This is a genomic window from Enterobacter sp. BIDMC 26 (assembly GCF_000534435.1).
In the GTDB taxonomy this organism is placed as follows: Bacteria; Pseudomonadota; Gammaproteobacteria; order Enterobacterales; family Enterobacteriaceae; genus Enterobacter; species Enterobacter ludwigii.
Window position 1 is genome coordinate 608,647 of sequence record NZ_KI973182.1, and the last position, 19,913, is coordinate 628,559.

General features: G+C 56.0%; 22 protein-coding genes. 9 read left to right on the plus strand and 13 right to left on the minus strand.

The features are described from left to right. Positions 1 to 18 precede the first annotated feature (18 nt). Positions 19 to 1,344 carry a 30S ribosomal protein S12 methylthiotransferase RimO gene (rimO, locus tag L462_RS20390; protein ID WP_032677749.1) on the minus strand — a complete coding sequence of 442 codons (1,326 nt, stop codon included), beginning with the start codon at positions 1,342 to 1,344 and terminating at the stop codon, positions 19 to 21. Positions 1,345 to 1,560: 216 nt separating this feature from the next. Here rimO and bssR point away from each other — a divergent pair, with 216 nt between their 5' ends. Together bssR and L462_RS20380 are read left to right on the plus strand one after the other, a co-directional pair. Beyond that, entirely contained in the window at positions 1,561 to 1,944 is a 384-nt protein-coding gene (gene bssR, locus L462_RS20385) for a biofilm formation regulator BssR (RefSeq protein ID WP_032677750.1), read from the plus strand. Between the two features lie 106 nt (positions 1,945 to 2,050). Further along, positions 2,051 to 3,169 (plus strand): PQQ-dependent sugar dehydrogenase, encoded by a 1,119-nt coding sequence (locus L462_RS20380; protein WP_020884886.1) that lies wholly within the window; start codon positions 2,051 to 2,053, stop codon positions 3,167 to 3,169. Here the strand turns inward: L462_RS20380 and L462_RS20375 are convergent, their stop codons facing one another. Then, on the minus strand, positions 3,170 to 3,796 hold the full coding sequence (locus tag L462_RS20375; RefSeq protein ID WP_032677751.1) for a glutathione S-transferase family protein: 627 nt from the start codon (positions 3,794 to 3,796) through the stop codon (positions 3,170 to 3,172). 256 nt (positions 3,797 to 4,052) lie between these two features. Between L462_RS20375 and dacC the strand changes: the two genes are divergently transcribed. Beyond that, positions 4,053 to 5,258: a serine-type D-Ala-D-Ala carboxypeptidase gene (gene dacC / locus L462_RS20370; RefSeq protein ID WP_020884884.1), complete on the plus strand. Its 1,206-nt coding sequence runs from the start codon at positions 4,053 to 4,055 to the stop codon at positions 5,256 to 5,258. 52 nt (positions 5,259 to 5,310) lie between these two features. Here the strand turns inward: dacC and deoR are convergent, their stop codons facing one another. The 3 genes from deoR to L462_RS20355 form a co-directional block, all read right to left on the minus strand. Then, positions 5,311 to 6,069: a DNA-binding transcriptional repressor DeoR gene (deoR, locus tag L462_RS20365; protein ID WP_032677752.1), complete on the minus strand. Its 759-nt coding sequence runs from the start codon at positions 6,067 to 6,069 to the stop codon at positions 5,311 to 5,313. Between the two features lie 67 nt (positions 6,070 to 6,136). Then, on the minus strand, positions 6,137 to 6,745 hold the full coding sequence (gene ybjG / locus L462_RS20360; RefSeq protein WP_032677753.1) for an undecaprenyl-diphosphate phosphatase: 609 nt from the start codon (positions 6,743 to 6,745) through the stop codon (positions 6,137 to 6,139). Between the two features lie 7 nt (positions 6,746 to 6,752). Continuing rightward, positions 6,753 to 7,481 (minus strand): phosphatase PAP2 family protein, encoded by a 729-nt coding sequence (locus L462_RS20355; RefSeq protein WP_032677754.1) that lies wholly within the window; start codon positions 7,479 to 7,481, stop codon positions 6,753 to 6,755. Positions 7,482 to 7,649: 168 nt separating this feature from the next. On the opposite strand from L462_RS20355, the gene L462_RS20350 reads away from it, so the two are divergent. Continuing rightward, positions 7,650 to 8,882 (plus strand): MFS transporter, encoded by a 1,233-nt coding sequence (locus L462_RS20350; RefSeq protein ID WP_014169295.1) that lies wholly within the window; start codon positions 7,650 to 7,652, stop codon positions 8,880 to 8,882. Positions 8,883 to 8,922: 40 nt separating this feature from the next. Here the strand turns inward: L462_RS20350 and L462_RS20345 are convergent, their stop codons facing one another. Both L462_RS20345 and L462_RS20340 read right to left on the minus strand, forming a co-directional pair. Further along, positions 8,923 to 9,735 (minus strand): Cof-type HAD-IIB family hydrolase, encoded by an 813-nt coding sequence (locus L462_RS20345; protein WP_020884881.1) that lies wholly within the window; start codon positions 9,733 to 9,735, stop codon positions 8,923 to 8,925. Continuing rightward, positions 9,725 to 10,939, minus strand: coding sequence for an MFS transporter (locus L462_RS20340; RefSeq protein ID WP_032677755.1), 1,215 nt, complete (start codon positions 10,937 to 10,939; stop codon positions 9,725 to 9,727). Before L462_RS20340 ends, L462_RS20345 begins: the two co-directional genes overlap by 11 nt. A gap of 82 nt (positions 10,940 to 11,021) precedes the next feature. Between L462_RS20340 and L462_RS20335 the strand changes: the two genes are divergently transcribed. Next, positions 11,022 to 11,573 carry a TetR/AcrR family transcriptional regulator gene (locus L462_RS20335; protein ID WP_020884879.1) on the plus strand — a complete coding sequence of 184 codons (552 nt, stop codon included), beginning with the start codon at positions 11,022 to 11,024 and terminating at the stop codon, positions 11,571 to 11,573. Here L462_RS20335 and L462_RS20330 read toward each other — a convergent pair. The 5 genes from L462_RS20330 to L462_RS20310 all read right to left on the minus strand — a co-directional run bounded on the left by L462_RS20330 (position 11,570) and on the right by L462_RS20310 (position 16,490). Continuing rightward, positions 11,570 to 12,346: an SDR family NAD(P)-dependent oxidoreductase gene (locus tag L462_RS20330; RefSeq protein WP_032677756.1), complete on the minus strand. Its 777-nt coding sequence runs from the start codon at positions 12,344 to 12,346 to the stop codon at positions 11,570 to 11,572. The genes L462_RS20335 and L462_RS20330 overlap by 4 nt on opposite strands. Before the next feature lie 117 nt (positions 12,347 to 12,463). Beyond that, entirely contained in the window at positions 12,464 to 12,895 is a 432-nt protein-coding gene (gene arsC, locus L462_RS20325) for a glutaredoxin-dependent arsenate reductase (protein ID WP_032677757.1), read from the minus strand. A 12-nt stretch (positions 12,896 to 12,907) separates the two neighbouring features. After that, the gene (locus tag L462_RS20320; RefSeq protein ID WP_032677758.1) at positions 12,908 to 14,197 is read right to left on the minus strand and encodes an arsenic transporter; all 1,290 of its coding nucleotides are present in this window, start codon (positions 14,195 to 14,197) and stop codon (positions 12,908 to 12,910) included. A 36-nt stretch (positions 14,198 to 14,233) separates the two neighbouring features. Continuing rightward, complete coding sequence (locus L462_RS20315; RefSeq protein WP_032677759.1) at positions 14,234 to 14,554, minus strand: metalloregulator ArsR/SmtB family transcription factor; 321 nt, start codon at positions 14,552 to 14,554, stop codon at positions 14,234 to 14,236. A gap of 250 nt (positions 14,555 to 14,804) precedes the next feature. After that, complete coding sequence (locus tag L462_RS20310; RefSeq protein ID WP_014169303.1) at positions 14,805 to 16,490, minus strand: aspartate:alanine antiporter; 1,686 nt, start codon at positions 16,488 to 16,490, stop codon at positions 14,805 to 14,807. 273 nt (positions 16,491 to 16,763) lie between these two features. Here L462_RS20310 and L462_RS20305 point away from each other — a divergent pair, with 273 nt between their 5' ends. Then, positions 16,764 to 17,138, plus strand: a complete 375-nt coding sequence (locus tag L462_RS20305) for an inner membrane protein YbjM (protein ID WP_032677760.1) — start codon at positions 16,764 to 16,766, stop codon at positions 17,136 to 17,138. 30 nt (positions 17,139 to 17,168) lie between these two features. On the opposite strand, the gene L462_RS20300 is transcribed toward L462_RS20305, so the two are convergent. Then, on the minus strand, positions 17,169 to 17,438 hold the full coding sequence (locus tag L462_RS20300; protein ID WP_014169305.1) for a GrxA family glutaredoxin: 270 nt from the start codon (positions 17,436 to 17,438) through the stop codon (positions 17,169 to 17,171). A gap of 182 nt (positions 17,439 to 17,620) precedes the next feature. Here L462_RS20300 and nfsA point away from each other — a divergent pair, with 182 nt between their 5' ends. The 3 genes from nfsA to L462_RS20285 all read left to right on the plus strand — a co-directional run bounded on the left by nfsA (position 17,621) and on the right by L462_RS20285 (position 19,855). Then, entirely contained in the window at positions 17,621 to 18,343 is a 723-nt protein-coding gene (gene nfsA / locus L462_RS20295; protein ID WP_025204598.1) for a nitroreductase NfsA, read from the plus strand. 69 nt (positions 18,344 to 18,412) lie between these two features. Beyond that, positions 18,413 to 19,315 carry a 30S ribosomal protein S6--L-glutamate ligase gene (gene rimK / locus L462_RS20290; protein ID WP_020884872.1) on the plus strand — a complete coding sequence of 301 codons (903 nt, stop codon included), beginning with the start codon at positions 18,413 to 18,415 and terminating at the stop codon, positions 19,313 to 19,315. A 63-nt stretch (positions 19,316 to 19,378) separates the two neighbouring features. Next, complete coding sequence (locus L462_RS20285) at positions 19,379 to 19,855, plus strand: YbjN domain-containing protein (protein ID WP_014169308.1); 477 nt, start codon at positions 19,379 to 19,381, stop codon at positions 19,853 to 19,855. Positions 19,856 to 19,913 lie beyond the last annotated feature (58 nt).

The window sequence follows — 19,913 nt, forward strand, 5'->3', positions numbered from 1 at the left end:
AGGGAAGGGTAAACGCCTTTAAACCCGGGTTCCCCACAAATCATACTCGTCGGCGTTTTCAACTTTCACGCGGACAATATCGCCCGGCTTGACGCTGGTTTCGCCGTTCAGGTAGACCGCGCCGTCGATTTCAGGGGCGTCCGCCATGCTGCGGCCAATTGCGCCTTCTTCGTCCACTTCATCGATGATGACCAGAATTTCGCGGCCCACTTTTTCCTGCAGACGTTCAGCAGAGATCTGCTGTTGCAGCTGCATGAAGCGGTTCCAGCGCTCTTCTTTCACCTCTTCCGGAACCTGATCCGCCAGTTCGTTGGCGGTCGCGCCTTCGACCGGGCTGTATTTGAAGCAGCCTACGCGGTCCAGACGTGCTTCTTTCAGGAAGTCGAGCAGCATCTGGAAATCTTCTTCGGTTTCGCCCGGGAAGCCCACGATGAAGGTGGAACGCAGGGTCAGGTCCGGGCAGATTTCACGCCACTGTTTGATGCGTGCCAGCTGGCGATCGACGGAGCCAGGACGCTTCATCAGCTTCAGAATACGTGGGCTGGCGTGCTGCAGCGGGATATCCAGATACGGAAGAATTTTCCCTTCTGCCATCAGCGGGATGACATCGTCAACGTGCGGATACGGGTAGACGTAATGCAGACGTGTCCAGATACCCAGTTTGGCAAGCTGTTCGCACAGGCCAACCATGCTGGTTTTCACCGGCTCGCCGTTGTGGAAACCAGAGCGATGCTTCACGTCGACGCCATAGGCCGAGGTATCCTGGGAAATGACCAGCAGCTCTTTAACGCCTGCGTCTGCCAGACGTTTGGCTTCTGCCAGCACTTCACCAATCGGACGGCTGACCAAATCGCCACGCATGGACGGGATAATGCAGAAGGTGCAGCGATGGTTGCAGCCTTCGGAAATTTTCAGGTACGCATAGTGACGCGGGGTCAGCTTCACGCCCTGTTCTGGCACCAGGCTCAGGAACGGATTGTGCTTAGGTTTAGGGACATAGTGATGAACATGCTCCAGTACCTGCTCGTAGCTGTGCGGGCCGGTGATCTCCAGCACTTTCGGGTGCACTTCGCGGATCTGGTCCACTTTCGCGCCCAGACAGCCGGTCACAATCACTTTGCCGTTTTCCGTCAGGGCTTCGCCGATGGCTTCCAGTGACTCCTGAACCGCGCTGTCGATAAACCCGCAGGTGTTAACGATCACCATGTCGGCGTTGTCGTAGCTTGGCACCACGTCATAGCCCTCGGTGCGCAGTTCGGTCAGGATGCGTTCAGAATCCACCAGGTTTTTTGGGCAGCCCAGGGAGACGAAGCCGATTTTAGGCTGGTGCGTAACATTGCTCATAGGTTAAAAATTCATCAATTATGGAGTTATCAGGGCGGGATTTTACAGCGTTCCGCGGGGGATTTATACACTCTTTGCGAGGCGGATGACCGGCGAGAAGGTTGTAACATTGTAAATAATGTTAATCAGTTAAGAATTATTGATCTCAGGCATTAAACTGTACAAAAAATAACCTTATTCTGAATGTGCACAATGGCTGACAGAGGAGGAAAGAGCATGTCCGTTGACAGACTGAAACGCGATCTGCTTAACAAGCTGATCAATGCCCGAATCGACCTTGCCGCGTACCTGCAGTTGAGGAAGGCAAAAGGGTATATGTCAGTCAGCGAAAGCGAACATCTGCGTGATAATCTCTTTGAACTTTGCAACTTCATGCGTGAAAAAGCACCCGTCCTGAAAGCGGAATACGCCGAAAGCGAACTCGTTGCGCTGCACCGCGCCGCCGAGGTGCTCTCCATTGCAGGGGTATGTTTGATGAACGGACGCCACGACTGCCCGAATTTTATCGCTGTTAACGCGGAGAAGCTTGAAAACTGCCTGACCACGCTCTCTCTATGCATCATGTGTCTGAACAAGCACGAGACGCTTGAACAACACTGACACCGGGGGAGGCAACTCCCCCTTCTGATTAAGCTTTTGTAAAAGTGATAACGTGCCCGGACCCAGTGGCTAACCTTTATGCCATAAACCGATAAAGGAGCGCGTTATGCATCGATCTTCGCTGATTTTCCTGCCTGCGTTATTTTTCCCGATTTCTCTCCTCGCCGCCCCTGACGCGGTAAAAGTCGACGTTGTGCAAAACCGGCTCGATCATCCCTGGTCGATGGCGTTCCTGCCGGACAATAAAGGGCTGCTGGTGACCCTTAAGGGAGGCCAGTTAAAGCACTGGCAGGCCGGAAAAGGGCTTTCCGACCCGATCGTCGGCGTACCCAAGGTCTGGGCAAACGGCCAGGGCGGGTTGCTGGACGTGGCACTCGCCCCGGATTTTGAAAAATCACGCCGCGTCTGGCTGAGCTATGCCGAGGCGGGGAATGACGGCAAAGCGGGAACGGCGGTTGGCTATGGCCGCTTAAGCGATGATCTCTCCCGAATTGACGGTTTCCAGGTGGTCTTCCGTCAGATGCCGAAACTGTCCACCGGTAACCATTTCGGTGGCCGACTGGTCTTCGACGGCAAAGGCCATCTGTTTATTGGTCTGGGCGAGAACAACCAGCGTCCGACGGCGCAGGATCTGGATAAACTGCAGGGCAAAGTTGTGCGCCTGACGGAGGACGGCAAAGTGCCTGCCGATAATCCGTTTGTGAACACTCCCGGCGCACGGCCCGAAATCTGGTCTTACGGCATTCGTAATCCGCAGGGGATGGCGATGAACCCCTGGAGCGACACGCTATGGCTTAACGAGCACGGTCCACGCGGCGGGGATGAAATCAATATCCCGGAGAAAGGCAAAAACTACGGCTGGCCGCTGGCGACGCACGGTATCAACTACAGCGGTCTGAAGATCCCGGAAGCCCAGGGCGAGCACGTCGAGGGAACGGAAAAGCCGCTCTTTGTCTGGAAAGTCTCCCCCGCCGTGAGCGGGATGGCGTTTTACAACAGTGACGTATTCCCGCAGTGGAAAAACACGCTGTTTGTCGGGGCGCTGAAGGAGAAAGACGTTATCGTGCTGAGCGTAGAGGGCAACACGGTTACCGAGAAGGGGCGAATTTTAGGTGACAGAGACCAGCGCATTCGCGATGTGCGGGTGGGGCCGGATGGGTATCTGTATGTCCTGACCGATGAGACGGACGGGCAACTGTTGAAAGTCAGCCCGTCCGGATCGTAATCAGGTCACCGGGATCATCACCACGTGACGGTATGCCGGGCGCTCGCTCAGTTGCGTCAGCCAGCGCTCAAGATGCGGGCGCGGCGACCAGGTAACGTCAATGTTGGTCAGGTTCCAGATGAAGGGCGCAACGGCAATATCGCCTACGCCGAAGCGTTCGCCTGAGAACCACGGATGCTTCGCCAGTTCGTCGTCCATCATCGCAAACAGGTTTTCACAGGTGTCCTGGGCTGCATGAATGGCAGGATAGTCGCGGTCAGCTTCGGGGGTTCTGACAAGCCCCATCAGGATCACGCGGTGTGCGGGGGAGAGCGTCTGGTTTGCCCAGTCCATCCACTTTTCACCCTGAGCGCGTTGGGCAGGACTGTCCACCCACAGGCGGCTCTGACCATACTGTGCCGCGAGGTAACGCACGATGGTGTTGGACTCCCACAGCGTCACGTCGGTCTCTTCGTCGCGCAGCAAGGGCACCAGACCGTTTGGGTTCATGGCCAGATAGTCGGCATCTTTATTTACCCCAAACTGCAAACCTGCCATCACCTGCTTAAACGGTAAATCCAGCTCCTCCAGCGTCCAGAGGACTTTCTTAACGTTGGTTGAATTGTTCCTGCCCCACAGCGTAATCATAGAAACTCCCGAAATAGTCAAACAACCTGAGATGTGAATCAACGCCAGCGTTTTGCCATGGTGAGATAAACCTAACAATTACGCAACAGAAGACAAAAAAATCGCCTGAATCAAAGCGTATCTGAATGTTATTGCATAAACTTTAATAACTTTACCTTGGTTAGGTTTCTTTAACCGTTTTAGTGCGCTATTACTCATCGCTTCTTGCGACACGGTGATGTGACGTAATTTTTGAATGGACACTCGGGTGGCATTTATGACGCGAAAAATGACTTCTCTGCGCAGCCTGGCGGCAGGCTCTGCGCTCCTTTTCCTGTTTGTACCAACTCTCTACGCAGCGGAACAGGCTGCGCCCGAAGCGCCGCCTGTGGATGCGCGCGCCTGGATCCTGATGGATTATTCCAGTGGTAAAGTGCTGGCGGAAGGCAATGCGGATGAGAAACTTGACCCGGCAAGCCTGACGAAAATCATGACCAGCTATGTGGTGGGTCAGGCGCTGAAAGCGGGCAAAATCAAGCTTGACGATATGGTCACCATCGGGAAGGACGCCTGGGCGACCGGCAACCCGGCGCTGCGTGGGTCATCGGTGATGTTCCTCAAACCCGGCGATCAGGTATCAGTGTCTGATTTGAATAAAGGGGTTATTATCCAGTCCGGTAACGATGCCTGTATTGCGCTGGCCGATTACGTTGCGGGCAGTCAGGACTCCTTTATTGGCCTGATGAACGGCTACGCGCAAAAACTGGGCCTGACCAATACCACCTTTAAAACCGTGCACGGCCTGGATGCGCCGGGTCAGTTCAGTACCGCGCGCGACATGGCGCTGTTAGGCAAAGCGTTGATCCACGACGTGCCGGATGAATATGCCATCCACAAAGAGAAAGAGTTTACCTTCAACAAAATCCGCCAGCCGAACCGTAACCGTCTGCTGTGGAGCAGTAACGTCAACGTCGACGGTATGAAGACCGGCACCACGGCTGGCGCGGGTTATAACCTGGTCGCTTCCGCAACTCAGGGCGATATGCGCCTGATCTCGGTCGTGCTGGGCACCAAAACCGACCGCATTCGTTTTAATGAATCAGAAAAATTGCTGACCTGGGGTTTCCGCTTCTATGAAACCGTCACGCCCATTAAACCGGATGCCACGTTCATCAGCCAGCGCGTCTGGTTTGGTGACAAGAGTGAAGTGAACCTGGGGGCGGGTGAAGGCGGGTCGGTGACCATTCCCCGTGGTCAGCTGAAAAACCTGAAAGCCAGCTACACCCTCACCGACAGCCAGCTCACCGCGCCGCTGAAAAAAGGCCAGGTGGTCGGGACGATTGATTTCCAGCTTAATGGCAAATCGATTGAACAGCGTCCGCTGATTGTGATGGAAGCGGTAGAAGAGGGCGGTTTCTTTAGCCGGATGTGGGACTTCGTCATGATGAAATTCCACGGATGGTTTGGCAGCTGGTTCAGTTAAGCCTCCATTGTCGGGTGGCATCGCGCCACCCGGCATGACCTCTGCACCTGACTCAGTACATCAACTTCACCTGCTGCGCTTTCGCGTAGGCCACGGTCTCTTCATCCGGACGGCAATCGCTGACGATGGCGTCAAAGAGCGACAGCTCACCCATTCTTGCCGGACGAACCTTGCCAAACTTGCTGTGATCGACCACCAGCACATGGTACTGCGCGGCGCTTAATGCCCAGTGCTTGACCGGCAACTCTTCCAGGTTAAAGCAGGTTGCTCCCTGACGGACAGTGACCCCCGCTGCGGAATAAAACGCGATATCCGGACATACGTTGCTGAGCGTATCCTGCAGATTCAGCGGCTTAAAGATGGCATTGCTGGCGTGAAACTCACCGCCACAGAGGATCACCCGGCACTCGGGTTTCTCCTGCAGTGCCAGAAAGGTATTCAGCGAGTAACACACCGCCGTAAACGGGATGCTGCTGTCGATCGCTTCGATTATCCACGGCGTGGTGGTGCCGCAGTCAAAAAACAGCGTCTGATGCGGCTGCACCAGCGAGGCCGCAAGCCGGGCGGCTTTGCGTTTCTCTTCCACCAGGCGCGTCTTTTGGTCGCTGATCAGATAATGGCTGGCGCTACGCGGCTCAAGCACAATGTATCCGCCCAGCAGCACGACAGGCGCGCTCTCGCTGTTCAGATCCCGGCGAATGGTCATCTCAGAGACCCCGAGGAGGCTGGCGGCTTCCTTAAGATGAAGCTTATCACTGCGCTTCAGCGCCTGTATCAGCTGAGCAATGCGGTCATCGCGACGTGTTTCCATAGTTCCTCGGGATAAAAAAGTGAACCCCCGCAGGGCGGGGGTTCAAGTGTAACCTGTCAGACTGGGGTTAGTCACGTACCCAGCCTTTGCGGATCGGGATAGCAAAAAGGGTGCGATAAAGATAAGACAGGCCGCGGTAGAGCGCTTCACCGAAGAGATTCCACAGGAGCGCTGCGCTGACGCAGCCGATGAGACCGACCAGCAACCCCCCCACCATATCCATCGGCCAGTGGACGCCGAGATAAACGCGAGACCAGGCGATAGCCCCGGCCACCATCATCAGCACCGCACCCGACCACAGACGATGCCAGAACAGGAAGGCCAGCGCGAAGGTAAAGATAACCGTCCCGTGATCGCTTGGGAACGAGTCATCCGGAGCATGGTGCAGGAAAGTATACCCCGCGTGGTCGACGAAGGGGCGGTCGTGCGGGAACGTCAGGCCCAGAATGTAGCTGACCAGCACGCTGATCCCGAGGGCCATCGCCATCTTAATTACCAGCTGGCGCTGCGCCTTCACCTGGCTTCTCGGCCCCCACAGCCAGAGGATCGCCGCCAGTACCGGCACGATACTGATCAGATCTTTTGCCAGGAAGGTGGCGAAATCAATCATCCACTCTGGCGAGGCCGGAGTGGCGTTGATGAGATAAAACAGCTGGTAATTCAAATTCTCTAACATAGCGTTGTCACTCTTTTGCAAACCAGGTGGAGACCAGACCGTAGACCACCAACTGGGAAAACCAGACCCACCACCCAGCCCACAGGTTGTGAGAGAAAAAATGCGCCCCGCGCATGACCTGGCCGTAACCCATCGCCAGACCTAAAACGACGCCCAGCACGACGAAGCACCAGGCAAGACGCGGACGCTCGCGCCAGAAGGCAAAGAACAGTCCCATCACCATAAAGCCGCTGGAGGCATGACCGCCGGGGAAACAGCGCCCCGGACCGCTGTCAGCGGGAGCGGCACTGAACAGCGGATAAGAAACGGCCTTACCGCCATACTCCACCAGATCCCACGGGCAGCTGTGATGGCTTATGCTTTTCAGTACGCCAACCACCAGCGCGCCAAGCCCCATCAGCAGCGCGGCCGTGACCAGTCTCGCATTGCGCCTGAACGCGCCATAAATGAGCGCAACAGCACCTGCGGCGATGGCGATGTACTTCGCCAGTCGATGGTTCAGCAGGTCCAGCAGGTGGTCTTGCTGCAGTGGAAAACGGTGAGCAGCCGCGTCATACCATAAACCGGTGATCCATTTGTCGAGCGTTTCATCGCGGGATAGCCAGGTAAACAGCACGGCAAGGGCTATCAGTATTAAAAGCTGATAACCATAAAAGCGGGGTGGTAGACGGTAAAGTCGTTTTGTCTTATTTGTCTGTAAGTTAGACAATTCTGAACGGCTGGAAGTGGGTGCCATAATCCGGAGTCGTTGACGAGAAATGGGGCTATCATAAATCTGTCAACTTAAGGAAACCTTAAACAAAGACGATATGTGCTTTATTTCTGTTTCTTCTGGATAAATCACTATCTCGGGCCAGGGCATTTCATTACACTCGTCGCGATTTTGTCACGATAAAGAGATTGCATGTTAAACCGTTCTTCTTCTGGTTCACGTCTGGGTCGTCAGGCGTTGCTTTTCCCCTTATGTCTGGTGCTCTACGAATTCTCTACTTACATCGGCAACGATATGATCCAGCCCGGCATGCTGGCCGTTGTCGAACAGTACAACGCAGGGATCGAATGGGTACCGACCTCCATGACTGCCTATCTGGCTGGCGGCATGTTTTTGCAGTGGCTGTTAGGGCCGCTGTCGGATCGTATAGGCCGTCGTCCGGTGATGCTGACGGGCGTGGTGTGGTTTATCGTGACCTGCCTCGCCACGCTGCTGGCGCAAAATATTGAGCAATTTACCCTGCTGCGCTTCCTGCAGGGGGTGAGCCTCTGCTTTATCGGTGCCGTCGGGTATGCCGCCATCCAGGAATCGTTTGAGGAAGCGGTGTGTATCAAGATTACCGCGCTGATGGCGAACGTGGCGCTGATCGCGCCCCTGCTGGGGCCGCTGGTGGGCGCTGCCTGGGTACACGTTGCACCGTGGGAAGGGATGTTCGTGCTGTTTGCCGTGCTGGCCGCCGTCGCTTTCTTTGGCCTGCACCGCGCGATGCCGGAAACCGCTACCCGTCTGGGTGAGAAACTGTCGCTAAAAGAGCTGGGCCGGGATTACAAAGAAGTGCTGAAGAACGGCCGCTTTGTGGCGGGCGCGCTGGCGACGGGGTTTGTTAGCCTGCCTCTGCTGGCGTGGATTGCCCAGTCGCCGGTCATTATCATCAGCGGCGAGCAGCTCAGCAGCTATGAGTATGGCCTGCTGCAGGTGCCGATTTTTGGCGCGCTGATTATCGGTAACCTGGTGCTGGCGCGTCTCACATCCCGCCGTACGGTGCGTGCCTTGATCATTATGGGCGGCTGGCCCATCGCTGCCGGGCTGGTTCTGGCGGCGGTCGCGACAGTGGTGTCGTCCCATGCGTATCTGTGGATGACCGCAGGATTAAGCGTTTACGCGTTCGGTATCGGTGTGGCGAATGCCGGGCTGGTGCGCCTGACGCTGTTTGCCAGCGAGATGAGCAAAGGCACGGTGTCAGCGGCGATGGGCATGTTGCAAATGCTGATTTTCACCGTTGGAATCGAGGTGAGCAAACACGCCTACGCATTTGGCGGCAACGGTCTGTTCAGCCTGTTTAATCTGGCTAACGGCGTGCTGTGGGTTGGGCTTATCGTGGTGTTCCTGAAGGATAAACGCGTCGGGAATGCTTTACAGCCGTAAGCTGTTTTCCCTCTCCCGGTGGGAGAGGGCCACGGTGGCGTCAATGAAACGGCGCTTCGCCGTTCAACACCTTATCAATTACATCCAGCACGCCTTCGTCGTTATTGTGCGGGGCTTCAAAGCGCGCCACCGCCTTAATATGCGGCCTGGCGTTTGCCATCGCAAAGCTGAATCCTGACTGGCGCAACATTTCTACGTCGTTCCCGCTATCGCCAAAAGCCACCACTTCGCTGTCGTCGATGCCCCAGCGCTTTTGCAATATTCGCAGACCGTTGGCTTTATGCACCCCGGGGATGATGAGGTCGATACTGCCGTGGCCGGTCGTGACGGGCACCATAATGTCGTTCAGCTTTTCGTGCAACATCGCCTGAATACGCGGGATGTCGTCGTCAGAGACGTTAAGCCCGAATTTGAAGAAAATATCGTTCAGGTTGCCGAAATCACTCACCATTTCGAGACGGTGGTAGTACTTTGCCGCGATATCCTTAAAGCCGTCGTCATAATGCTTCAGCGTATAGGCGCTGCTTTTTCCGCAGGCGATAATCTCAATGCCCGGCACATCGTTTAACACGGCGGCAACGGTGTCGAAGTGCGTCTTCGACAGTTCACCGTTGAAGACATCTTCCCCGGCGCTGACCACCCAGCCGCCATTTTCCGCGACAAACGCAATTTCATGGGCAATCTCCGGGAAAAAGGAAATCAGCTGGTAGTACTGGTTGCCGCTGGCAACCGCAAAGCGAATGCCTTGCGCTTTCATTCGTGCATATTGCGCCAGAAAACGCGGGCGGTTATAGGTCTTGGCATCGCTCAGAAACGTGCCATCCATGTCGACGGCGATCAGTTTAACGCTCATATCCCTTCTCCAGTGTCGTTTGTTCCGTTTCCGGCTTCGCGACCGCGCGCGCTACCAGCGCTGCGATGATCACTAACCCTAACACCACCAGCATGGCGCTGCGCAGCCCGTAGTGCTCACCGAGGAAGCCAAGCAACGGTGGCCCCACCAGGAAGGCGAGGTAGCCCGTGGTGGCCACCACGCTGACGCGGGTCGGTGCATCCGGGCCAGTGTCGCTGGCGGCTGAAATGGTGAGCGGGAAGCCAAGCGATGCCCCCAGACCCCAGAGGATCACCGACACGCCGGCAATCCAGTCCACGTCCACAAAGATGATCATCGCAATCCCCAGCCCGCCCAGCAGGGCGCTGGCACGCACCACCGCCACGCGGCTGTAGCGGTCAATAAACCAGCCACCGGTAAAGCGCCCGACGGTCATCCCGAGGGTGAAACCGGCGTAGATCAGGGAGCCGGAGGTTGGGCTAAAACCGTGGCCGTCAACCATCAGCAGCGGCAGCCAGTCGTTAGCGGACCCTTCCGCAAAGGCCATCGCCAGCACCACCACGCCGATCAGCATCAGCTGAATGTCGCGGTAAAACGGCAGCCCTTTTTCCGCGGTGGCGTGTTCGTCAGAGGTGTTCTTGCCGGTGCCGTCAGGGATCGCCCGGATACCGGTCAGAATGGGGATAATACATACCAGTGCGGCCAGCAGAATATGCAGGTTCGCGGCGACGCCCGAGGCCGTCAGCGCCATCCCCACACCCGCACCGGCCAGCGTGCCAAGGCTGTAAAAGCCATGCATCATCGGCAGTACGGTTTTATTCATCTCACGTTCAACCGATGCCCCTTCAACGTTAATGGCCACTTCAGCGGCACCGAAGCTGCCGCCAAACACCGTCAGCCCAAGGGCAAACAGCACCGGCGAGGCAAGCCACAGCGCCACGCTCAGCACCAGCATCCCGAACACGGCACAGCACATGGTGGTGCGGATGACCGCCCGTGTACCGAAGCGTTTGACAAGCCACGCGGAGCACAGAATACCGCTCATAGAGCCTATCGACAGGCCAAACAGCACGATGCCCATCTCGGCCGTTGAGACGGATAAAATATCGCGAATGGCCGGGGTACGCGTGGCCCATGAGGCCATCAGCAGACCGGGAATAAAGAAGAACATAAACAGCGCCCACATGCGCAGCTGCAGGGTTCTACGGGGGGAGGTCAGAGTCATTGAAGTCAGCACCGGAAGTACAACAATAGCGACAACACTAGCAAGTTTGTGTACATTTGTACACAAACCACGTGGGGAATTTATGAGCAGAGCACCGAACGATCCTCAACGCCGGGAGAAGATCCTGCAGGCGACCCTGGACACCATTGCAGAGCACGGTATTCATGCCGTGACGCACCGGAAAATCGCCACCTGCGCGGGCGTGCCGCTGGGGTCGATGACCTACTATTTTGACGGTATGGAGTCGCTGCTGGAAGAGGCCTTTACGTGGTTTACCCGGCAGATGTCGCAGCAGTATCGGGATTTCTTCGCCGGCGTGACCGGGCCAGAAATGGCGTGCGAATCCATCACCACGCTGATCCACAGTTCGCAGGTCACGACGCCGCAGAATATGGCGCTGATGTACCAGCTCTATGCCTTTATGCACCGCAGTGCGGCGCTCAAAACGGTAATGCAGGACTGGATGAAGATGAGCCAGACCACGCTTGAGCAGTGGTTCGACCCGGTGACCACCCGCGCGCTGGATGCCTTTATCGAAGGGATGACGCTGCACTTTGTGACCGACAGAGCCCCGCTCACCCGGGAGGAGATCCGGGCGATGGTCGGCAGGATAGCGGGCGAGAGCGGACGTTAGATTGTGGTCGCGCCGGCCGTCATGTTTACCGTTGTGCCCGTGATGGCACCGGCTGCATCTGACGCCAGAAACGCGATGGTGTCTGCCACCTGCTCCAGCGTCGGCAGGCGATTCAGCATCGTGCTCTGTGCCGCGCCCTCCAGAAACTGCTCCACGGTGATGCCCATCGCCTGTGCCTTGATGGCGAACAGGTCACCCACACCGGAACCGGCCTGAACCGCGTCGGCTATCGCATGCGAACGTACGCACAGGACACGAATATTCTTTGCCCCCAGCTCCGCCGCGAGCGCACGGGTTAACGCTTCCGTCCCCGCACAGCCGACGATATGCCCGAGATGTCCCGGCATCGCCATATTTGCAGCCGGAGCAACGACGGTGATAAGCGTTCCGGCACGCTCACCGCCCATACGGGGTGCGACAGCTTTGGCGATGTTGAAATAGGCGGCCAGAAAAGGGTCGAACCCCTGTCTGAATTCACTGAGCGTTAATGCGTCGAGGCGTTTACCCTGGTCGTGCATAAAGCCCGTGGCATTCACGACGATATCAATCCCGGCAACGTCCGGGAGCGTCGCGTCGGCATTGAGAGCATCGAAAACAAACAGCCGGGCTGACCCGCCAGCGGCGTGAATGCGGTTAGCGACGTGCTCCAGCCTGGCCTGATCGCGTGCCGCGAGGTAGACCGTTGCCCCTTCACAGGCGAGCGCGTACGCAGTGGCGCTGCCAATAGCGCCGCTGCCACCAAAGATAACGGCGGTTTTATTTTTGAGACTCATACCTGCATCCCCTCACCAGACCGGTCCATCAAATTATGGGTCGGGTGACGGCGGATGCAACTCCGCCACGGGGCAGGGTATGTGACTGACAAGACTTAGGGCATCACTATCAGCGGATTAGCTGCCGGAGATTTTTTTTCCGCTGGCGTCCACCACCGCTTCGCCATCTTCTTTCGTAAACGCTCCTTTCTGTGCATCAGGCAGGATATCGAGTACGACTTCGGAAGGGCGGCACAGGCGAGTGCCCAGCGGCGTCACTACGATCGGACGGTTAATCAGGATCGGATGCTGCAGCATAGAATCGATAAGCTGGTCGTCGGTAAACCGGTCCGCGGCGAGGCCCAGCTGTTCATAAGGTTCGACATTTTTGCGCAGCAAATCCCGCACGGAAATCCCCATCTCAGCAATCAGTCTGGTCAGTTCATCACGAGACGGTGGGTTCTCAAGGTACAGAATAATTTCGGGTTCAGTGCCGCTGTTGCGGATCATCTCCAGCGTGTTGCGCGAGGTGCCGCAGGCTGGATTGTGGTAAATGGTGATATGGCTCATATCCGTTACTCATTACAGTGTGAAGGAGAGACGTAACGCCAGCGCGGCGAGCGTCACAAACAGAACCGGCAACGTCATGATGATGCCTGTCCGGAAATAATAGCCCCAGGTGATCGTCATGTTTTTCTGCGCCAGGACATGGAGCCAGAGCAGGGTGGCCAGGCTGCCGATAGGCGTGATCTTCGGACCCAGGTCGCAGCCAATCACGTTGGCATAAATCATCGCGTCTTTAATCACACCCGATGCCGTGCTGCCATCGACAGACAGTGCCCCAATCAGGACGGTCGGCATATTGTTCATTATGGATGACAGGAACGCCGTGATGAACCCGGTACCGAGCGTGGTGGCCCACAGGCCATGCCCGGCGAGGAGATTAAGAACCCCTGACAGATACTCCGTCAGCCCGGCATTGCGCAGGCCATACACCACCAGATACATCCCCAGCGAGAAGATAACGATCTGCCACGGTGCGCCACGAAGCACTTTTCCCGTATTAATGGCATGCCCGCGCTTTGCAACGGCAAACAAAATCAACGCGCCTGCTGTCGCGATAGCACTGACCGGAATACCGAGCGGTTCAAGTACAAAGAACCCGACAAGGAGCAGTAACAGAACAATCCAGCCCGTTCTGAAGGTTGGAAGATCGTTGATCGCGCGGGAAGGCTCGCGGAGTTTTGACAGGTCGTATGCTGGCGGAATGTCCTTTCGAAAGAACAGGTGCAGCATCACCAGCGTGGCCGCAATCGCGGCGAGATCCACGGGGATCATCACCGAGGCGTATTCGCTGAACCCCAGCGAGAAGAAGTCTGCCGATACGATATTCACCAGGTTCGAAACGATCAGCGGCAGGCTGGCAGTGTCGGCGATAAATCCAGCCGCCATGACAAACGCCAGCGTGGCCTGCTTGCTGAACCCGAGGGCGAGCAGCATGGCGATAACGATGGGCGTGAGGATAAGCGCCGCGCCGTCGTTGGCAAAAAGCGCCGCAACGGCCGCGCCCAGCAGAACGATATACGTAAACAGCAACCGGCCCTTGCCATTACCCCAGCGGGCCACGTGCAGCGCCGCCCACTCGAAAAATCCGGACTCATCAAGCAGCAGGCTGATGATGATGACGGCGATAAACGTGGCCGTCGCGTTCCAGACAATATTCCACACCACCGGAATATCGTTAATGTGGATCACGCCGCTGACCAGCGCCAGTACAGCACCCATCGTGGCGCTCCAGCCGATACTTAACCCTCTGGGCTGCCAGATGACCAGCACCAGTGTAAACAGAAAAATTGCCCCAGCCAGAAACATCGTGAACTCCGTTATATCTGTTTTTATGAATGTGTTTTAACACGCGCCCGGAAGGCGGTTTTTCAGCTTTGTGCGGGTCTCTTCCCGCAAGCAGTTCCAGCTGTTGTCAATCACGGTGGCAGCCCATGCCGGCATAGTGGGGGACAAACGGTAATAAACCCATTTCCCCTCCCGGCGATCGCTCACCAGCCCGGATTCACGCAGCAGCGCCATATGGCGCGATACCTTGGGCTGTGATTCAGCCGTGGCGGAACAGAGATCGCAGACGCACAGTTCCCCGGCTTCGCGCAGAAGCATGACGATGGACAGGCGAGTCTCGTCGGAGAGGGCTTTGAAAAGTTGGACCGGATGTAGCATCGGCTTTCCTGCGGTTGGTTATATATATGGTTAAGCATATATGTTTGGGTGGAAAGAGGGAAGGCGGAATGTTGAAGAGGGGAATTTCAGGCAACAAAAAACCCATCAACCTTGAACCAAAACGGCGGGGTTGATGGGCTCCACAAATTGGGGACATCAAAGAAAAGCAGTGGCAATAGTTATGACTGCCCCCTGATAAAAAAGTTCTGCGCGTAACGAAAATTTTTTCGTCGTGCGCAGAACTTAAGAGTTATCCGAGTCCAGGCCAGATGATGATGATCAGCGTACCCGCCAGCGTAAGCAGTACGTTAGCGATAGCGTAGGTGCCCGCATAGCCCAGCGCAGGAATATTGCTGCGTGCGGTATCACTGATAATTTCCATTGCCGGGGCGCAGGTACGGGCCCCCATCATTGCCCCGAAGAGCAGGGCGCGGTTCATGCGAAGCACATAAGCACCGAACAGGAAGCAAATCACGACCGGTACCAGGCTGACGATAAGTCCGGAAACCAACATCTGCCAGCCAACAGCACCCAGGCTGTGGCCAATGCCGCTACCGGCGCTTAAGCCGACACCCGCCATAAAGACCATCAGACCAAACTCTTTCACCATATTGAGCGCACCCTGCGGAATGTAGCCGAAGGTCGGGTGGTTCGCTCGCAGGAAGCCCAGCATGATGCCGGCGAACAGCAGCCCGGCAGCGTTACCGATGCCAAAGCTAAAGTTGCTGAACTGGAAGGTGATCATCCCGATCATCAGGCCGACGATAAAGAAGGCGCAGAAGGCCAGCAGGTCGGTGACCTGGCTGTGAATAGAGATAAAGCCGATGCGGTCCGCAACGGTTTTCACGCGTCGCGCATCGCCGCTGACCTGCAGAACATCGCCTTTGTTCAGCACGACGTTGTCGTCGATTGGCATCTCAATCTGGCTGCGGATCACGCGGTTGAGGAAGCAACCATGATCGGTCAGCTTCAGCTGCGCCAGACGACGGCCGACGGCGTTATGGTTTTTCACCACAATCTCTTCGGTGACGATACGCATGTCGAGCAGATCGCGGTCAAACACCTCTTTACCGTTGCGGAAGCTCGGGTCGAGGCGGGCGTGGGCATCCGGGTAACCGACCAGGGCAATGTCATCGCCCATCTGCAGCACAGCGTCGCCGTCCGGGTTTGCCAGAATGCCGTTACGGCGAATACGTTCGATATAGCAGCCTGTCTGGCGGTAAATCCCCAGCTCGCGGAGGTTTTTCCCGTCCGCCCATGCAACCAGCTCGGGCCCAACGCGGTAGGCGCGAATCACGGGCAGATAGACTTTACGCTTGCTGTCGGTGTCCAGACCGCGTTCGCGGGCAATTTGCTGGGCGCTGGTCTGCAAATCCTGGTGCTGCAGTTTTGGCAGGTAGCGGGCGCCCACAATCAGGCTCACCAGACCAATCAGATAGGTCAGGGCATAGCCCAGGCTCAGGTGGTCGAGCGCGGTAGAGAGTTGCGCACCGGCCATGCCGGAGTGGCGCAGAGTATCGCCTGCACCCACCAGCACCGGCGTGGAGGTCATCGAGCCGGCGAGCATACCGGCCGTCAGCCCGATATCCCAGCCAAACAGTTTACCCAGCCCTAAGGCGATCAGCAGCGCGCTGCCGACCATGACCAGCGCCAGCATCAGATAATTTTTGCCGTCGCGGAAGAAAATAGAAAAAAAGTTGGGCCCGGCTTCCACACCAACACAAAAAATAAACAGCATAAAACCTAAGTTGAGCGCGTCCGTGTTAATGCTGAAATGCTGCTGGCCTAATAATAGTGAGACGACTAAAACGCCAATGGAATTACCAAGTTGAACCGAACCAAGGCGCAATTTACCCAGGCAAAGGCCCAGCGCCAGTACCACAAATAATAACAGGATGTAATTCCCATTTAACAAGTCTGCGACGTTTATATTCACGGAGGCTAACTTCTTGTTTACCAGTAAGTTGTTGAATGAAAGGACTTTTTGGGCTACTGTTTTCTGGGTCAGGGAAAGGCTTTAACGCTCCCTGTTTCCAGCTTTATTCCCTAAAACATTAGCTGGCGGTTAGTTTAATCGTATTAGCTACTGACAGCCACCTATTATCGCTTCACCCTGTGTGTACTTTGGCAAGGATTGCCGCATTGCTTTATCTGACTGGGCGTCTACCCGACGAAAGTGTATTTGATAGAGATAAGTCAGGAGGATAGTTTGAACATTAAACGAAACTGGGCGGGGGTGATCAGCTGCTTTTTGCTGTTCATTGTCGTTTGCATGTCCCTCGCTTTTAATGTGAAGGGGGCGTTCAGGGCGTCGGGTCATCCGGAGCTGGGGTTGCTCTTTTTCACACTGCCAGGGGCTGCTGCCAGTTTTCTCTCCCGCCGGGGGGAAGTGGTGAAACCGTTACTGGGCGCAATACTTGCAGCGCCGCTGTGTCTGCTGCTGATGCGGTCACTGTATATTTCAACGCGAAGTTTCTGGCAGGAGCTGGCGTGGTTGCTGAGTGGCGTCTTCTGGTGCGCACTGGGAGCGCTATGCTTTTTGTTTGTCCACAGCATGTTGGCCCGGCGCAGACACCACAAATAAAAACGCCCTCAGGGTGAGGGCGTCTTAGCATTACTGAGCGGCAAACAGGCCCAGATGTTCTTTAGCGTATGCTTCAAAGTCTGTGCAACCGCCGATGTGTTTCTGATCGAGGAAAATCTGCGGTACGGTTTCAACCGGTTTACCCACGGTTTTTTCCAGATCGGCTTTGCTGATCCCTTCCGCGTGGATATCAACATAACGGAAGTTAAAATCATCACGCTCTTCGGTCAGTTTCTCAGCCAGCTCTTTCGCGCGCACACAGTAAGGGCACCCTGGACGACCAAAAATTACTGCAAACATTTCTCTCTCCTCGAAAACAAGCCTGACGGCGAATGGGTCTATAGTGCCCGATAACCTGCCGTCATTAAAGAAGGTTTCGCCTGTCGTTATAATACCTCTCAGCTATGTTTCGCCAATTACATCGCGCGCATCATTGCCTATACTGGCTGCGATATGATTCACGCAAGACAAAGAGAGACAAGATGACGCCAACCATAGACCTGCTACGTTCCCATCGTTCAATTCGCCACTTCACCGACGAGCCGATAACGCCGGCGCAGCGTGAAGCCATTATTGACAGTGCAAGGGCGACATCCAGCTCCAGCTTCCTGCAGTGCAGCTCCATTATTCGTATTACCGACCCGGCAATGCGTGAACAACTGGTGACACTCACCGGTGGACAAAAGCATGTGGCACAGGCAGCCGAGTTCTGGGTGTTCTGCGCCGATTTTAACCGCCACCTGCAGATCTGCCCGCAAGCCGAGCTTGGCCTTGCCGAACAGCTGCTGCTGGGCGTCGTGGACACCGCGCTGATGGCGCAAAACGCCTTCACGGCGGCGGAGTCGCTGGGGCTGGGCGGCGTATACATCGGCGGGCTGCGTAACAATATCGAAAGCGTTACCGAACTGCTGAAGCTGCCAAAACATGTTCTGCCCCTGTTTGGCCTGTGCCTTGGCTGGCCTGCGGATAACCCGGACCTCAAGCCGCGCCTGCCTGCGGCGATGCTGGTGCATGAAAACCACTACCAGCCTGTCGATCAGGATGTGCTGGCGCAATACGATGAAGAGCTGGCGCACTACTACATGACGCGCGACAGCAATAACCGTCGCGATACCTGGAGTGACCACATTCGTCGCACCATCATTAAAGAGAATCGCCCGTTTATTCTCGACTATCTGCATAAACAGGGCTGGGCGACACGATAGCCCATTCATCCTGCGCCTGCCTGCGTGTATGATACGCAGGCTTTTTCCATGTCTTTAGAGAGGTGCAGGGTGAAAATTGCCATTTTGTCCCGGGATGGAACGCTCTATTCATGTAAACGCCTGCGAGAAGCGGCGGCAAAACGGGGGCATCAGGTTGAGATCCTCGATCCGATGTCCTGCTATATGAACATTGATCCTGCTGCCTCATCGATTCATTACAAAGGCCGCAAGCTCCCGCATTTTGATGCGGTTATTCCCCGCATCGGCTCCCAGATAACCTATTACGGCACGGCCGCGTTGCGCCAGTTTGAGATGCTGGGCAGCTATCCGCTCAATGAATCCGTTGCGATATCTCGCGCCCGCGATAAGCTCCGTTCGCTGCAACTGCTTGCCCGGCAGGGAATCGATCTTCCGGTTACCGGCATTGCGCATTCACCGGACGACACCAGCGATTTAATCGATATGGTGGGTGGCGCACCGTTAGTGATCAAGCTGGTGGAAGGCACTCAGGGCATTGGTGTGGTGCTGGCCGAAACGCGGCAGGCGGCGGAAAGCGTGATTGACGCCTTTCGTGGGCTGAATGCCCATATTCTGGTGCAGGAGTACATTGAAGAAGCCAAAGGGCGCGACATTCGCTGTTTTGTTGTCGGTAACGAGGTGGTTGCGGCCATCGAACGCCAGGCAAAAGAGGGCGACTTCCGCTCTAATCTGCACCGTGGCGGCGTGGCGAGAGTCGCGGATATCAGCGATCGCGAGCGTGAGATTGCCGTGAAGGCGGCGCAAACGCTGGGGCTGGATGTGGCGGGTGTTGATTTACTGCGGGCGACGCGCGGACCGCTGGTGATGGAGGTGAATGCCTCACCGGGACTGGAAGGGGTGGAAAAAACCACCGGGGTCGATATTGCGGGTAAAATGATCTCATGGGTCGAGCGCCATGCAACGCCGGGCTACTGTCTGAAAACGGGCGGTTAAATGGATTACAGCGCACTTTTTGCGTACTCTATGCGAAGTTTTTATTAAAGAGGCTGCACCGCGATGGATTTACAGGTCGTTCCAACACTGGATACGTTACGTCAATGGCTCGATGATGCCGGTATCACTTTCTTTGAATGTGATTCCTGCCAGGCGCTGCATTTGCCTCATATGCAAAATTTCGATGGTATTTTCGATGCCAAAATCGATCTCATTAACGACGTGATCCTCTTCTCTGCGCTGGCCGAAGTGAAACCGTCTGCGCTGCTGGCCCTGGCCTCTGACCTGTCGGCCATCAACGCCAGTTCTTTGACGGTGAAAGCATTTCTCGATATACAGGATGATAATCTGCCCAAACTGGTCGTTTGCCAGTCTTTATTCTCCGGTGCCGGCCTCTCTTTCAAGCAGTTCTCCTGGTTTATGCGCTTGAGTGAAGAGCAAATTTCGATGGTAATGATGGAAGCCAATGCGCACCATTTGCTGTATAGCGCGGAAGATGATGCAGAGAATAATGATGCATCTCCCAATTTTCTTCACTAAGCCTGTCTGACTTTTGCGCAGTCGCTGCCATAGCGGCTGCATAACGCCATTTTTTCTG